The organism is Tsukamurella pseudospumae (genome assembly GCF_001575205.1).
GTDB classification, from domain to species: domain Bacteria; phylum Actinomycetota; class Actinomycetes; order Mycobacteriales; family Mycobacteriaceae; genus Tsukamurella; species Tsukamurella pseudospumae.
On sequence record NZ_LSRE01000001.1, the window covers coordinates 392,805 to 406,886 of the forward strand.

Here is a 14,082-nt window from a genome sequence, read left to right on the forward strand (position 1 = left end):
GTGGTTCGCGCAACGGTGAGGTTTGCGATACGAATTACTTAGCCTCCAGAACATGGAAACGAGATCCGCAGCGCGGCTGTGGCTGATCCGCGTCTTGGAGGGACAGCTCGGGCTGTCGTCGATGCTCGCCGCCAGGGGTGACGTCAAGCTGCTCGCGACCTGGCTCGCGATCGCGGCGCAGCTCGACAAGGACATCGACGGCCTCTGCGGCAACCCCGACCCCGAGGCCGCGCGGCGCCTGTTCTTCACCTCCCAGGCCCTGATGGAGAAGTTCGTCATCGAGCGGATCTCCTACGACACGATCGAGGACTGGACCGAGCACAGCGCGCGAATCCACCGGCAGCTCACCGCGATGGACGATCCTCGCACCGAGTTCCCCGCCCGGCTGCACGCACAGCTCGATCTCTACGACTCGGCGGTACACAGCGACGACGGCCGGGTGACCGTCGACCGCTGCGGAATCTGGACCTATCGGGAGCAGCGCCGCGCCGCCGGCACTCCGATAACGCTGACGAGTCCGTGCGAGTTCTGCACGCGCTCGGTGTCGGCGAACGCGCGCCACCAGAAGCTGGCGGCCACCGTCCGCCTGCGCGAGCGCGGCTGCGATTGGACCTTCGCGTGAGTACCCCGACCGTGCTCGCCCCCGCACGCCCGCGGGTCGCCGGGGCGTACCTGCTGCTGTTCCTGATCGGCGCCGAGACCTTCCTCATCTCGCCGCTGCTGCCCACCATCACAGCGGCACTGCACACCTCCGTCGCGGTCGCTGCGAACGCGACCACCGCCTACGTGCTGGTCTACGCGGTCGCCTCTCCCCTCCTCGGCTCGGTGTCCGACCGGATCGGCAGGCGCACACCGCTGCTCGTGGGCGCCGCACTGTTCCTCGTCGCGAACCTCGGCTGCGCGCTGGCGCCGGATGTCGCCGTGCTGATCGCCGCCCGCGCGGTCGGCGGGCTCGGCGCTGCGCTCGCCGGACCCAGCATCTGGGCCTACCTCGCCGACAGCGCGCCCGATCCGGAATCGATCGGGCGGTACATGAGCCGCGGCATGGCCTTCTTCTCCTCGGGCCAGGTCATCGGCATCCCGGTCGGCGCCGGGCTGGCCGCGGCTCTGGGTTGGCAGTTCAGCTTCGTCGCCCTGGCCGCCGGCACGGCGGCGGCGATCGCCGTGCTCGCCCGCGCCGTTCCCCGTGCCCGGCCGGGCGGGACGGCACCGTCACTCCAGGAGGGCCTGCGCGTCGCGCTCGACCGACGCGTCGGCCCGATCCTCGCGCTGACCTTCGTGGTCCAGGCGTTCAGCCTGGGCGCGTACGCCTACGCCGGCCAGATCCTGCACGAGCGGCTCGGCTGGAGCGCGGGCGCCTTGGGCCTGGTGGGCGTGCTGGTGGGGCTCGGCAGCGTGACCGGCGCGTTGCTCGGCGGCCGACTCACGCGCTCCGGGCTGCCACTCGCCGCGCGCCTGACCGTGTGGATCGCGGTGATCGGCGTCGGGCTCGGCGCGTTCGCGCTGTCGCACGGCGCGGCACCGGCGCTCATCGCGCTCCTGGTCTGGTTCGTCGGCAGCGGCGGATTCGTCACGGAACAGCAGACCGCGCTCGCGCTCGCGGCGGGCGACCGGCGAGCATCGGCCAGCGCCTGGAACACCAGCGCGATGCACGCGGGCACCGCGATCGGCGTTCTGCTGCTCGGGGCGATCGTGACCGGGGCGCGCGGATGACCGCCGGCGTCCAGCACGACGACCGGATGGCGGGCTACGCCGATCACAGCAGGCTGCGGCAGACGCCGGACGCGCTGCGGGTCGTCGCCGCGCTCGGCGAGCGGCTCGCGCGAGCGCGGTCGGTCGTCGACCTGGGCTGCGGCACGGGCGCGCTGATCGACGCGCTCGCCGGCGCGGCACCGTCGGCGGCGATCACCGGGCTCGACGCCGCGGTGCCCCGCATCGCGGAGCTGCGGGCGCGGCACGCGGGCGATGTCCGGGTGCGCTTCGCGGTCCACGACCTCCGCGAGCCGCTCTCCGCGCTCGTGCCGAACGGTTCGGCGGACGTCATCACGATGACCGCGGTGCTGCACTGGCTGCATCCGGGCGAGAGCGCCGTCGTGCGCCGCATCGCCACGGCGCTCACCACCGGCGGCGCGGCGGTGCTCACCACTTACCATCCGGTCCTCGAGGCCTCCGGTCTCGGTGGCACGGACGCGGTGATCGCCGAGGCCGCCGGCGCCACCGCCGCGCAGTTCGACGGTGCCGGGGTCGTCCCGGTTTCGCGCCGCACGCTCCCGGCGGTCGCGCTCGAGCGGACTCTGCGCGGCGCATTCGGCGAGGTCGAGTCGGTCGAGCACACCGCCCGGACCGCACCCGCGGACGGCACCGCCTTCGCCGACTACGTCGACAGCACCTTCGGCGACTACTACCAGGGCCTGTTCCCGGACCACGCCACGCAGCGCGCAGCGGTCGCCGCGGCCGCCCAGCGCAGGCTGGACGCGACGGGCGCCGTCACCTCGATGCCGATCCGCACCTGGCTGTGCACCGCGCCCGACGCCGACCAGGGGATCCGGGCATGAGCCGGATCCACCTGGTCGTCGAGGCCGTCGGCGCCCAGTTGCCCGAGCTCGCCGAACGGGCCCGACGGGGCGGCCCCCGCGTCGCGAGCCCGGACGACTTCCTCGACTTCGCGGCGCGCGCGGAGGACGCAGGCGTGGACGCGCTCTTCTACGCCGACTTCCTGGGCAAACCGCGCGCGCAGTTCGCGGCGCGCCCGCTCATCCCGTTCGAGCCGCTCACGGCACTGTCCGCGATCGCGGCCCGCACGTCGTCGATCGGGCTGATCGCGACGGCGTCGACGACCTTCTCGGAGCCGTACACGCTCGCCCGGCAGATCGCGTCGCTGGACAACCTCAGCGGCGGGCGCGCGGGATGGAACATCGTGACCTCGATCCAGGGCGCGGGCAACTACGGGCAGGACCTCGCGGCCAAGGACGAGCGGTACGCCCGCGCCGCCGAGGTCACCGACGCGGTGTTGGCCCTGTGGGCGTCCTGGGATCCCGCGTACCGGCGGCCGCGCGGCGGCTTCGTCGACACCGATGCCATCGCCGACGTGCACTTCTCCGGTGCGCACGTCACCCTCGACGGTTGGCTCGACGTCCCGTCGGACCGGCAGGGCAGGCCCGTGCTGTTCCAGGCGGGGTCCTCCGCTGCGGGCCTGACATTCGCGGCGCGGTACGCCGACGCGGTCTTCGGGATCAACCCGAGCCGGTCCGGCGCGATCCGGACGCGCACGCGGTTGCGCGAGCTCGCCGCCGCGCAGGGCCGCGATCCCGGTGCCGTGAAGTACCTGCCGGGCGTGCGCCTGTTCGTCGACGACGAACTGGACACCGTCGAGAGCCCCGGCCTGCGCGACGCCGTCGGCGCGCTGCTCGGGGTCCCGCTCGGCGGGCTCGACCTCGACGCGCCGCTCCCCGACCGGATCCTCGCCGCCCGCGGCCGCGTCGACACGCAGTCCGCGCCGATCACCGGCACCGTCGAGGGCCTGTGGGACCTTGCGGCCGAGCCCGGGACCACGCTCCGCGAGCTCCTCGGCGTGTACCGCAACGGATCCGGATTCCTCTCCCTCGCGGGGAGCGCACGGTCCATCGCAGACACCCTGCTCGGCTGGGTCGACGACGGTGCCGCCGACGGTTTCGTCCTCGGCGCGGGCGGGTCCGTCGACGAGGTCTACCGGCAGGTGATCCCCCTGCTCCGGGCCGCCGGACGGTACCGCGACCATTACGCGGGGAGCACCCTGCGCGACCACCTGGAGGTGCCCTGACATGTCCGGACGACGCCCGCTGCAGGGCTGGCGGAAGGTCGCCGCGCTCGGCGCCGGCAACGCGCTCGAGTGGTTCGACTGGGGTGTGTACAGCGCGATGCTCCCCTTTTTCGGCGTGTACGTCTTCGGCATGCCCGTGGCGGAGTCGCTGCTGGCGGGGCTGGCGGTGTTCGCCGCGGCCTACATCGCCCGGCCCCTGGGCGGACTCGTGTTCGGCGTCATCGCGGACCGGTACGGCCGCACCACGTCGCTGTCGCTGACGATCGCGTGCGTCGCCACCGGCTGCCTGGGCGTGGCGTTCCTGCCCGGCCACGCACAGATCGGTGCCGCCGCAGGCGTGATCCTGCTGCTCCTGCGGTTGCTGCAGGGATTCGGGCAGGGCGGCGAACTGCCCAGCCTGCAGGTGTACATCGCCGAGAACGCACCCCGCCAGCACCTCGGCCGGTGGTCGAGCCTGTCTACGTTTCCGGCAACATCGGAGTGATCGCCGGGATGGCCCTGGGTGCGACGATGGCCTCGGTGCTCGGCGCCGACGACCTGCGGCAGTGGGGATGGCGCATCCCGTTCGCCGTCGGCGGGGCGCTGGGGCTCGCGGCACTCGGGCTCCGTGCGTACCTCCGCGAGCCGGTGCCCGACGACGACCGCCGAGCTCTGCCGGTGCGGTACCACGTCGGCTCGCTGCGTCGTGATCGCCGTGCGTTGATCGCGGTCGCCGCCGTCGTGGCCGGTTCGACGGTGGCGATCTACGCGTGGGGGAACTCGGCCTCGGCGTTCGCGATCACCTTCGGCGGGATGTCCAAGTCCGCGGCGCTGTGGGCCGCGGTCGCCGCGTACGCCACCGCGGCCGCACTGATCCCCGTCTGGGGCGAGATCGCGGACCGGGTGGGACACCGCACCGTCATGCTCGCCGGGACGATCGTCGTCACCCTCGGCAGCCTGCCGGTGAGCGCCGCGATCAGTGGCGGTCCCCTGAACCTGTACCTGTGCATGACGGCGATGATGGTGCCGATCGGGGCGATCCTGTCGGTCGAGCCCGTGTACATCGCGCGACTGGTGCCGGCGGCGTCGCGGACCACCGCGATCGGCGTCACGTACTCCCTGGTGGCGGCCGTGCTCGGTGGGACCGCGCCGTACATCCGTGCCTGGATGCACCTGCACATCAGCGATACCGCGTTCGCCGTGTACGTGACCGCGCTGGCTGCGGTGTCGGTCGTGGCGCTGCTCCTCGTGCGGCCGCCGGACGACGACGCCACTCCCGGTAGGCCGCACTCCGACGGTCCGGGATCGGTGGCGGGCGGACCTGATCGCCCAGAGCTTGCCGCAGCGGTACCTCGGCCGGGGCCCGATGCGAGCTAACAGCCGCTGATGCGGGTCGGGATCGGCGCCTTCGATCCAGCCGTAGTCGATGAGGTGGATGCCGCATTCGCCGGATCACTCCAGCGGAACACCTCAGCGAGCGCCGCGCGCACGCGCTCGGGAGCACCGTCGTCCTGTGGACCGAGCGAGACGTAGAACTGATGGAACTCCCCCATGCAGAAGAGTGTATTCCCGTTGGGCCCTGCCCCTGCGATGCACATCATTCGAAGCGTTCTGCGACGGAAACCGCGATCCGAGTCGCAGAACGCTTCGAATGATGTTGTCCCCCATTGCACGCCGCCCGCGACACAGAGGTGATGCACGGCGCGCATCACCTCGCGACAGGCCCCACATCCCCTCGCCTCGGAGCGAACAGTCAGCGTGACACGAGCACCGGCAGCACGGCCTTGCGGATCCGAACGGTGACGGGCAGTTCCTGCAGGTAGTCGCCGTCGGCGTGGACGGGGATCGGGCGGTCGGCGGACACGGTGATCTCCTGACCGCTGAAGGTGAGCACCTCGGCCCGCGCGACATGGGCGCCGGTCTTCGCCTCGCCCATCGCGCCGAGGAGCCGCATCAGGTTCGCAGCACCGTCGACCGCGAGCACGTCGACGCGCCCGCTGTCCGCCGCGGCCGCGGGAACCATGTGCAAGCCACTGCCGTACCAGCCCGAGTTCGCGACGACCACCATGTGCACCGGACCGGAGAAGACGGCACCGTCGACCTCGATCCGGAAGTCCGCGGGCTTCCAGCGCAGGGCGGCGATGGCGGGGGCGAGCCGGTACGCGAGCGGGCCCATCCAGCGCAGTCGGTTGATCAGCTCGGTCGCCACCGAGTCGAGGCCCACGTAGACATTGCCGACGGCGATCTCGTCGCCGATGGTGAGCACGTCCAGATCGCGCCGGAAGCCGTCGCAGAGCACGTCCGCGATGGCGGCCGGATCGTCGGGGAGCCGCAGGTGCCGAGCCATGTCGTTGCCGCGTCCGGCGGTGACTACGCCCATGGGCGCCCCGGGGACGCGGAGCACGCCGGCCGCGACCTCGCGGATCTGGCCGTCCCCGCCGACGGCGACGGTCAACGCGCCCGCCGCGGCGGCCTCCTCGGCGAGCCGGCGGGCGTCGGCACCGGACGCGGACTCCTCGACGCGCGTCGTGACGTCCCGGCGGGCCAGCTCCTCCGCCACCGCTGCCCAGCGGACCCGGGCGGCCCCACCGCCGGAGATCGGGTTGAGGACCGCGATGACATCGGCGCCGGTCACGGGAGCAGGATCCCGGGGTTGAGCACGCCCTGCGGGTCGAGTGCGGCCTTGACGGCGCGGAGCGCGGTCACCTGGACCTCACCGATCTCCTCCACATAGGTGGAGCGGTGGTCGGTGCCGACGGCGTGGTGGTGCGTGATCGACGCGCCGGCCGCGCGGATCGCGGCGTTCGCCGCGGCCTTGGCGGCGCCCCACTGCGCGAGTGGGTCCTCCAGCGCCTTCGAGATCACCGTGAAGTACAGCGACGCACCGGTCGAGTAGACGTGCGAGATGTGGCACATCACCACGGCGGGAGTGCCCTGGTCGCCCAGCGCAGCGGTCAACGCCGCCGTCACATCGGCCTTGAGCCGCTCGATGTTCGACCAGAAGGTGACCGTCTCGAGCGTCTCGACCAGCGCGCCCGCGTCGAGGAGCGGATCGCGCAGGTACGGACCGCGGAACCGGCCGACGCGCCAGGCCTCCCCCGGCTCCTCGCCGAGGAACTGACCGCCCAGCTCGGCGAGGCGGGCGGAGACGTAGCCGTCGCGGCAGTCGACATCGGGCTCGTCGCCCTCGAAGCCGACGATCATCATGACGCCACCCGCGGCGGCCTTGCCCGCGGCGCTGGGGTCGGCCAGGTTGAGCGCGGTCTCCACCTCGTCGGAGAGGCGCAGCACCGTCGGGCGGACCGACCCCTGCGCGAGCACCCGCATGGCACGGGCCCCGGCCGCGAAGTCCGCGAAGTGCCAGCCGTAGAAGCGGCGCACCGTCGGGACGGGGTGCACGCGGACGCGCACGGCCGTGACCACACCGAACGCGCCCTCCGAGCCGAGGAAGAGCTGCCGCAGGTCCGGTCCCGCGGCCGACTTCGGCGCGGTCCCGATCTCGGCGACGCCCTGCGGAGTCGCGACGGTGAGCCCCACGACCATCTCGTCGAACCGGCCGTAGCCGATGGAGGACTGCCCGGCGGAGCGGGTGACGGCGCAGCCGCCGACGGTCGCGCCCTCGTAGGACTGCGGGAAGTGGCCCAGTTCGAAGCCCTGCTCGGCGAGCAGCCGCTCGGCCTCGGGCAGCCGCGTTCCGGCGGCCAGCGTCGCGACCTGCGAGACCGCGTCGAGCGCGATCAGGCCGGTCAGTGCGCGCAGGTCCAGGGCGACGACGGGGCGGGCGCGCTCGGGCGCGAGGCCGCCGGTCACCGACGTGCCGCCGGCGAACGGGCTCAGAGTGAGGTCCTTCGCCGCGCACACGGCCAGCACCTCGGCGACCTGCTCGGCGGTCGCCGGGGTGACCACGGCGTCCGGCGCATCGGAGGTGTCGCCGACGCGGTACTTGAGCAGGTCCGGCGTGGAGTAGCCGCGAAGGTGGGCCAGACGCGTACCGTCGTCGACAGCGACCGCGGCGCCCGTCTTCTGCAGGGCCGACAGCGCCCGGCCGGAGACCCGGGACGGCATGAGGAAGAGCTCCGCGCCGGGCCCGGGTCCGCCCTCGATGCCGAGCATCGTGAGCGCGCCGAGCACCGACTCGGACAGGTGCATCGGCGCGCCGGGGTCGCCCCAGCGACCGGGCTCGAAGGCGACGACGGGCAGAACCACCTCAGACGATGTCATGATACATTTGTACACATGGTGTCGCAGGATCTCAATTCTCGGAGTGCAACCGCACGGGGCCCCGCCAACGCAGTCGACGACGAGACGATCCTCGACGCGGCGCGCGACCTCATGTCCACCATCGGGATCCGCCGCACCACCATGGCCGATGTCGCGCGCACCGCGCAGGTCTCCCGCGCCACGCTGTACCGCCGCTACCCCAACGTGCAGGCCCTCGCCGCCGCTGTCACGACGCGCGAGTTCGTCGCGGCGCTGACCACCGTCGGGCTGTTCGACGGTGCCACGGGTCGCGAGACCATCGCCCGCACCGTGGCCCACGTGACCTCCGCCGCCCGGTCGCATCCGCTGCTGCGCCGGATCGTCGAGCTCGATCCCGAATTCCTCATGCCGTACCTGCTGCACCGCACCGGCCGCACGTCCCGAGCCCAGCTCGAGGCGTTGACCAGCGGGATCGCCGCGGGCCAGGCCGATGGGAGCATCCGCTCCGGCGACCCGGCCGAGCACGCCGCGGTCGTCCTGCAGCTGGCGTGGTCCTCGGCGCTCACCGGACCGGTGTTCACCGAGTCCGCCGATCTGCTCGACGCGCAGCTCTTCGATCTCATCGAGAGGTACCTGCGCCCGTGACCGTCGAACCCCTCGCGCACGTCGCGCCCGCTTCCCGCCTCTCGGCAGCCCGACGGTCCGCCGATCTCGCCGCCCTCGCCGCCGATCCGTCCGTCGACCTGCTGGTGATCGGCGGCGGCGTCACCGGGACCGGGGTCGCCCTCGACGCCGCGAGCCGCGGCCTGCGCGTCGCCCTCGTCGAGAAGCACGACCTCGCGTTCGGCACCAGCCGCTGGTCCAGCAAGCTCGTACACGGCGGCCTGCGCTATCTCGCGTCCGGCGCCGTCGGCATCGCCTACGAGAGCGCCGTCGAGCGCGACGCGCTGATCCGCGTGATCGCGCCGCACCTGACCCGCCCCCTGCCCCAGGTGGTGCCCCTCCTCGACGACGTCTCCCGCAAGGACGCCGCGCTGACCCGCGTCGGCTTCCTCGCCGGCGACGCACTGCGGATCGCGGCCCGCACCCCGGGATCCGAGCTCGCCCGGTCCCGGCGCGTCTCCCCCGCCGAGGTGATCGCGATGGCGCCCACCGTGAAGCGGACGGGACTGCGCGGCGGCCTGCTGAACTGGGACGGCCGGCTCACCGACGACGCGCGACTGACCATGGGCATCGCCCGCACCGCCGCCGCACACGGCGCGACGATCCTCACGCACTGCGCCGCGTCGCAGGTCACGGGCACCGCGGCCGTCCTCGCCGACGAGCTGTCCGGGCACTCGTTCACCCTGCGCGCCAAGGCCGTCGTCAACGCGACCGGCGTGTGGTCCGGCACGGTCGACAGCGCGGTCGTCCTGCGCCCCAGCCGCGGCACCCACCTGGTGTTCCGGCAGGAGAGCTTCGGCGGACTCACCGCGGGCCTGACGGTGCCCGTCCCGGGCTCGTTCGGCCGGTACGTCTTCGCCCTGCCGCAGCCCGATGGGCGCGTGTACGTGGGCCTCACGGACGAGGAGGCCGACGGTCCGCTGCCCGACGTCCCGACGCCGTCGGACGACGAGATCGACTTCCTGCTCGCGACCGTCAGCCTCGCCCTCGGTACCCCGCTCACCCGGGCCGACATCGTCGGGACGTTCGCCGGCCTGCGGCCACTCCTCGACTCGGGCGCAGGGCAGACGGCGGACGTCTCGCGCAAGCACGCGGTCCTCACCCGCGACGACGGCCTCGTGACCGTGGTCGGCGGCAAGCTCACCACCTACCGGCGGATGGCGGAGGACGCCGTCGACGCCGCGCTCGCCGCATCCGGCCTGCCCGCCGGTCCGTGCGCGACCCGGACGCTACCGCTCGTCGGCGCGGCCCCGCGGGAGAACCTGCGGCGCATCGACGCGCCCGAGCGGCTCGTCCGCGCCTACGGCACCGAGGCGACTGCCGTCGTGGCCCTCGGCGAGGCCGACCCCGCGCTGACCCTTCCGGTGGCGGACGGCACGGAGGTCACGGGCGCGGAACTCGTCTTCGGCGCGCTCGCCGAGGGGGCGGTCACGGCCGCCGATCTGCTCGAGCGCCGCACGCGCCTGTCGCTGATCCCCACCGTCGCCGAGGCGGCCGGGGACGCCGCGAGGTCGGCCCTCGATCGTCAATGACGGTGCGCCGGCACGTTCCACGCCGGTAGCCGGTCCGGGTAGTCCACCCATGCCGCCGGGCCCTCGGCGACCTCGTCGTCGGTGAGCAGCGCGCGGTCGAGCAGCCCGTGCATCGTCGCGGCGTCGAGGCGGACGCCGATGAACACCAACTCCTGCTGTGGCGCACCGTCGACCTGCGACCAGTAGGCGGCGGGCTCGATGGTGAGGTTCGGGCCCGCCTGCGACCAGACCCCGACGAGGCCGGGCCGGCTCGCGATCCAGCAGAAACCCTTGCTGCGCAGCACCGCCCGAACCTCGGCCAGGGATTCGAGGAGCCGCTGCGGGTGGAAGGGGCGGTCGGCGCGGTAGGTCGTCGACGAGATCCCGTACTCCTCGGTCTCCGGAGTGTGGCCGCCGATCACCTCGTCGTCCCAACCCGCGACCGACGCCGCGGCGTCGTGGTCGAACAGGCCCGTCCCGATCACCTCGGAGACCGCGATCCGGCCCCGCGGCAGTGGACTCACGCGGGCACGCGGGTTGAGCCTGCGCACGGCGGCTTCGACCGCACCGCCGGCGGCTGCGGACACCAGGTCGAGCTTGCTGATGAGCACGACGTCGGCGAATTCGACCTGGTCGATGAGTAGGTCGGCGATGGACCGCTCGTCGCCCGCGGCGGCGCCGAGGCCGCGCTGTGCGAGGCTCGTGCCCCGGGCGATCTCGCCGAGGAACGTGCTGGCGTCGACGACGGTGACCATGGTGTCGAGGGCGGCGAGGTCGCCGAGACGGCTGCCGTCGTCGAAGGTCCAGTCGAAGGTCGCGGCCACGGGCATCGGCTCGGAGATGCCGGTGGACTCGATCACCAGGTGGTCGAAGCGCGGGTCGCCCTCGGGCGTCCGCTGGCGCGCGATGGCGCCGACGGCGTCGACGAGATCCTCGCGCAGGGTGCAGCAGATGCAGCCGTTGCTGAGCTCGACGAGCTTCTCCTCGGTGCGGTCGAACCCGCCGAGGTCGACCAGCGCAGCGTCGACGTTGACCTCGCTCATGTCGTTGACGATCACCGCGATGCGCAGGCCTTCGCGATTGCCGAGGAGATGGTTGAGCAGCGTGGTCTTGCCGGCGCCGAGGAAGCCGGAGAGGACCGTGACGGGCAACGGGGCTGAGATGGTCATGCCACTAATAGTAACCATTGCCATTAGTGGCGCCCGGCGTCGGGCGTCAGGCACCGCCGTAGTGGGCCGACATCTCCGGGAAGTAGTCGTCGAAATCCGGTGCTGCACGGCCGTTCTCAGCGGCAACGAGGGCGTCGAGGTAGTACTCCCAGCCGGGCCCCACCTCCGCGGCGTTCGCCGCGGCGTCGAGATGGTGGACGAAGGTCAACCGGGTGCGGTCACCGTCCCGCTCGACGAGCGCCTCGAGGTTCCACTCGCCGTACTCGTCCTGGGAATGCACACCGAGCCGCCGCGGCGGCTCGCACGCCGTGATGGTCATCGGCATGACGGGAGCCCCCTCCTCGAAGCCCATCGTCACCCGCACGACGGAGCCGACTCCGGGCTCACCCGTCCAGGGGCCGAACAACCGTGCCGTCCGCTCCGACTCCGTGATCGAGGCCCAGACGTCGTCGACGCCCGCATCGAAGTACCGCTCGAGGATCAGGTCGCGCCCACCGTCGGTGATCACCACGCGCCCGGTCGCCTGCTTGGTCATGCCGTTCCCCGTTCTCGTGTTCCATCGATCTCCGTGACACCCGCAGCGTCCGCCGCGCGGGCGTTGTCGCGCCGCGTGCGACGCACCTCCGTGTCCAACGCGGGCGAGGCCAGCAGGCCCGCGAGCCCGGCAGAGCCGCGGACCCGCGCCAGCCAGCCGTCGATCTCGTCGAGCGCCTCGAGCCGCAGCGCGTACGTCCGCTCGCGCCCGTCCCCGCCCGACGGTCCGCCCTCGACGACACCCGCATCGCGGAGCACGCGCAGATGCCGACTGACGGCCGGTCGGCTGATGTCGAACTCGGAGGCGACCTGCCCCGCGGTCATCGGAGCCCTACTCAGCAGCACCACGATCCGGCGCCGCACCGGGTCGGCGATGGCTGCGAAGACGCTCACCCCAAAAACGTAACACATCAGTTACGCACTCGTCTAGAAGAGCGACTCCTGCAGGTCCGGAGCAGCGGAGCCGTGGACCCGAGGAGTACGTGCCGCGCGCTGCGGCGGGCTCCCATAGGGATCCTCCAGGCGCAGCAGCCCGAACTCCTCGAGCATCGGCGTGACGCGGGCGCGCAGGTGCGTGCGGTAGTCGGCCGAGACCCGGCCGGTGGAGCCGTACAGCTGGCGGTAGCGCCGCACCAGCATCGGATGGTTCTCGGACAGCCAGCCGAGGAACCAGTCCCGGTAGCGGCCCGTCAGGTTCAACGCCATGACCGAGGCCGTGGTCGCGCCCGCGTCGGCGAGGGCCTCGAACAGCGCGCGCAGCGAGGCCGTGTCGTCGGTGAGGTAGGGCACGACCGGCGCGACCATCACGTGGCAGTCGAAGCCGGCGTCGGCGACCGCGCGGATCAGGTCGAGCCGCGCCGCGGGCTTCGGCGCACCGGGCTCGAGAGACTGTTGCAGAACCGGATCCAGCAGCGCCAGCGACACCGACAACTGCACGGGCACCGTGGTCGCGGCGGTGACCAGCAGCGGCAGGTCGCGCCGCAGCAGTGTGCCCTTGGTGAGGATCGAGATCGGCGAACCCGCGCCCGCGAGCGCCCCGATGACGCCCGGCATGAGCCGGTACCGCCCCTCCGCCCGCTGATACGGATCCGTGTTCGTCCCGAGCGCGACCGGATCGCCGTGCCACGAGGCCCGGCGGAGCTCCTTCTTGAGCACTGACACCAGATTGGTCTTCACGACGATCTGACTGTCGAAGTCACCACCCGCGTCGAACTCGAGGTACTCGTGACTCGAGCGCGCGAAGCAGTACGTGCACGCGTGCGTGCACCCGCGGTACGGGTTGATCGTCCAGGTGAAGGGCATCGCGGAGGACTCGGGAAGCTTGTTCAACGCGCTCTTGCACAGCACCTCGTGAAAGGTGATCCCCTCGAACTCCGGCGTGGTGACCGTGCGTCCGTAGCCCTCCAGGCCCGGCAGCGCCCGCACCCCCGACCCCGCTTCGGCGGAGCCGTCGCCCAACAACTGACCATTCCATCGCACACCGACAGTCGAACACGTCGTTCGAGTCGAGTCAAGTATTCGAACAGCGCGTCGCTACCAGAGCGGGCGGGCGATCTCCTCGACCTCGTCGGTGGAGAACACCAGCTCCTCGCCGCCGCCGAGCTCCCGCGCGATCCCCGCGGCGCGGAACAGCGGCCGGTCCCGCATCGGCATCGACGTCGACTGGGCCCGCGCCTGCTCCGCGAGCACCCGCGCGATGTCGCCGACCTCCGGCCGGCGATTGCGTTCCAGCGCCTCCGCGAGCCGGCGAGTGCCCAGCATCGGCAGCTCGCGGCCGCGCACGCGACCCCGCCCCGAGCCCTCGTACAGGGCGATGGGGAGGCGCACCGTCGTCCTCCCCTGGCGCAGCCGGAGCGAGACCTGCGCGAACCGGGCCACCTCCGCGACCAGGTCGACCTCGTCGGCGTCCATGAGATTCATCCGCTGTGTCCGCAGTGTCCGGCGGGTCAGCACGCGGTGATCGAGCACGACCCGGCGCCGAGCGACGCCCAGGTAACCACCGACACCGGGCGCGGCACCGGCGACCAGCACGGCGATGCCCCACGGGGCGCCCACCAGCACCGTCACGATCACGCCGACGATCACCGTCGCGATGAGGCCGATCGCCAGGGCGCGACGTACCTTCGGCAGCATCAGCCGCGGCGGGATGAGGTCCACGTCGACGGCGTCCTCCGCGCTCAGCTCCCGCGGGTCGCGGGCGCCGGGCTCGGCAGGACTGGACGACACG

General features: G+C 72.5%; 16 protein-coding genes. 8 read left to right on the top strand and 8 right to left on the bottom strand.

Going from position 1 to position 14,082, the window contains the following annotated elements:
* The first annotated feature begins 52 nt into the window (after positions 1-52).
* From AXK61_RS25295 to AXK61_RS01840, 6 genes are read left to right on the top strand one after another with little or no spacing between them, the layout of a single operon-like run.
* A complete protein-coding gene (locus AXK61_RS25295; protein ID WP_068569384.1) occupies positions 53-622 on the top strand; it encodes a hypothetical protein in 570 nt (189 codons plus the stop codon).
* Positions 619-1,713: an MFS transporter gene (locus AXK61_RS01820; RefSeq protein ID WP_068569383.1), complete on the top strand. Its 1,095-nt coding sequence runs from the start codon at positions 619-621 to the stop codon at positions 1,711-1,713. The genes AXK61_RS25295 and AXK61_RS01820 overlap by 4 nt, the downstream gene beginning before the upstream one ends.
* A complete protein-coding gene (locus tag AXK61_RS01825) occupies positions 1,710-2,555 on the top strand; it encodes a class I SAM-dependent methyltransferase (protein WP_068743470.1) in 846 nt (281 codons plus the stop codon). The genes AXK61_RS01820 and AXK61_RS01825 overlap by 4 nt, the downstream gene beginning before the upstream one ends.
* The gene (locus tag AXK61_RS01830) at positions 2,552-3,799 is read left to right on the top strand and encodes an NtaA/DmoA family FMN-dependent monooxygenase (protein WP_068569381.1); all 1,248 of its coding nucleotides are present in this window, start codon (positions 2,552-2,554) and stop codon (positions 3,797-3,799) included. Before AXK61_RS01825 ends, AXK61_RS01830 begins: the two co-directional genes overlap by 4 nt.
* 1 nt (position 3,800) lies before the next feature.
* Complete coding sequence (locus AXK61_RS01835) at positions 3,801-4,283, top strand: MFS transporter (protein ID WP_068569380.1); 483 nt, start codon at positions 3,801-3,803, stop codon at positions 4,281-4,283.
* 8 nt (positions 4,284-4,291) lie between these two features.
* Positions 4,292-5,155 carry an MFS transporter gene (locus tag AXK61_RS01840; RefSeq protein ID WP_139057709.1) on the top strand — a complete coding sequence of 288 codons (864 nt, stop codon included), beginning with the start codon at positions 4,292-4,294 and terminating at the stop codon, positions 5,153-5,155.
* On the opposite strand, the gene AXK61_RS25300 is transcribed toward AXK61_RS01840, so the two are convergent.
* The 3 genes from AXK61_RS25300 to AXK61_RS01850 all read right to left on the bottom strand — a co-directional run bounded on the left by AXK61_RS25300 (position 5,152) and on the right by AXK61_RS01850 (position 7,999).
* Positions 5,152-5,331 carry a hypothetical protein gene (locus tag AXK61_RS25300; RefSeq protein WP_139057708.1) on the bottom strand — a complete coding sequence of 60 codons (180 nt, stop codon included), beginning with the start codon at positions 5,329-5,331 and terminating at the stop codon, positions 5,152-5,154. The genes AXK61_RS01840 and AXK61_RS25300 overlap by 4 nt on opposite strands.
* A gap of 200 nt (positions 5,332-5,531) precedes the next feature.
* Complete coding sequence (locus tag AXK61_RS01845) at positions 5,532-6,413, bottom strand: diacylglycerol/lipid kinase family protein (RefSeq protein WP_068569378.1); 882 nt, start codon at positions 6,411-6,413, stop codon at positions 5,532-5,534.
* Complete coding sequence (locus AXK61_RS01850; protein ID WP_068743472.1) at positions 6,410-7,999, bottom strand: FAD-binding oxidoreductase; 1,590 nt, start codon at positions 7,997-7,999, stop codon at positions 6,410-6,412. Before AXK61_RS01850 ends, AXK61_RS01845 begins: the two co-directional genes overlap by 4 nt.
* A gap of 15 nt (positions 8,000-8,014) precedes the next feature.
* On the opposite strand from AXK61_RS01850, the gene AXK61_RS01855 reads away from it, so the two are divergent.
* Both AXK61_RS01855 and AXK61_RS01860 read left to right on the top strand, forming a co-directional pair.
* Positions 8,015-8,623 (top strand): TetR/AcrR family transcriptional regulator, encoded by a 609-nt coding sequence (locus AXK61_RS01855; RefSeq protein WP_068743474.1) that lies wholly within the window; start codon positions 8,015-8,017, stop codon positions 8,621-8,623.
* A complete protein-coding gene (locus tag AXK61_RS01860) occupies positions 8,620-10,173 on the top strand; it encodes a glycerol-3-phosphate dehydrogenase/oxidase (RefSeq protein ID WP_068743476.1) in 1,554 nt (517 codons plus the stop codon). The genes AXK61_RS01855 and AXK61_RS01860 overlap by 4 nt, the downstream gene beginning before the upstream one ends.
* On the opposite strand, the gene AXK61_RS01865 is transcribed toward AXK61_RS01860, so the two are convergent.
* From AXK61_RS01865 to AXK61_RS01885, 5 genes are read right to left on the bottom strand one after another with little or no spacing between them, the layout of a single operon-like run.
* Positions 10,167-11,321 carry a GTP-binding protein gene (locus AXK61_RS01865; RefSeq protein ID WP_068569374.1) on the bottom strand — a complete coding sequence of 385 codons (1,155 nt, stop codon included), beginning with the start codon at positions 11,319-11,321 and terminating at the stop codon, positions 10,167-10,169. The two genes, AXK61_RS01860 and AXK61_RS01865, sit on opposite strands and share 7 nt — an antisense overlap.
* Before the next feature lie 46 nt (positions 11,322-11,367).
* Positions 11,368-11,856: an SRPBCC family protein gene (locus AXK61_RS01870; RefSeq protein ID WP_068743478.1), complete on the bottom strand. Its 489-nt coding sequence runs from the start codon at positions 11,854-11,856 to the stop codon at positions 11,368-11,370.
* Positions 11,853-12,248: an ArsR/SmtB family transcription factor gene (locus tag AXK61_RS01875; RefSeq protein ID WP_231855393.1), complete on the bottom strand. Its 396-nt coding sequence runs from the start codon at positions 12,246-12,248 to the stop codon at positions 11,853-11,855. Before AXK61_RS01875 ends, AXK61_RS01870 begins: the two co-directional genes overlap by 4 nt.
* 33 nt (positions 12,249-12,281) lie before the next feature.
* Positions 12,282-13,334, bottom strand: a complete 1,053-nt coding sequence (locus AXK61_RS01880; protein ID WP_068743480.1) for an Rv2578c family radical SAM protein — start codon at positions 13,332-13,334, stop codon at positions 12,282-12,284.
* A gap of 54 nt (positions 13,335-13,388) precedes the next feature.
* Positions 13,389-14,081 (bottom strand): hypothetical protein, encoded by a 693-nt coding sequence (locus tag AXK61_RS01885; RefSeq protein WP_068569370.1) that lies wholly within the window; start codon positions 14,079-14,081, stop codon positions 13,389-13,391.
* Position 14,082: the final 1 nt, after the last annotated feature.

What these genes read in the sequence shown, in the direction of transcription:
- AXK61_RS25295 (WP_068569384.1), top strand. Translation starts at nt 53, where the DNA reads ATGGAAACGAGATCCGCAGCGCGGCTGTGGCTGATCCGCGTCTTGGAG.
- AXK61_RS01825 (WP_068743470.1), top strand. Translation starts at nt 1,710, where the DNA reads ATGACCGCCGGCGTCCAGCACGACGACCGGATGGCGGGCTACGCCGAT.
- AXK61_RS01830 (WP_068569381.1), top strand. Translation starts at nt 2,552, where the DNA reads ATGAGCCGGATCCACCTGGTCGTCGAGGCCGTCGGCGCCCAGTTGCCC.
- AXK61_RS01835 (WP_068569380.1), top strand. Translation starts at nt 3,801, where the DNA reads ATGTCCGGACGACGCCCGCTGCAGGGCTGGCGGAAGGTCGCCGCGCTC.
- AXK61_RS01840 (WP_139057709.1), top strand. Translation starts at nt 4,292, where the DNA reads ATGGCCCTGGGTGCGACGATGGCCTCGGTGCTCGGCGCCGACGACCTG.
- AXK61_RS25300 (WP_139057708.1), bottom strand. Translation starts at nt 5,331, where the DNA reads ATGGGGGAGTTCCATCAGTTCTACGTCTCGCTCGGTCCACAGGACGAC.
- AXK61_RS01850 (WP_068743472.1), bottom strand. Translation starts at nt 7,999, where the DNA reads ATGACATCGTCTGAGGTGGTTCTGCCCGTCGTCGCCTTCGAGCCCGGT.
- AXK61_RS01855 (WP_068743474.1), top strand. Translation starts at nt 8,015, where the DNA reads ATGGTGTCGCAGGATCTCAATTCTCGGAGTGCAACCGCACGGGGCCCC.
- AXK61_RS01865 (WP_068569374.1), bottom strand. Translation starts at nt 11,321, where the DNA reads ATGACCATCTCAGCCCCGTTGCCCGTCACGGTCCTCTCCGGCTTCCTC.
- AXK61_RS01870 (WP_068743478.1), bottom strand. Translation starts at nt 11,856, where the DNA reads ATGACCAAGCAGGCGACCGGGCGCGTGGTGATCACCGACGGTGGGCGC.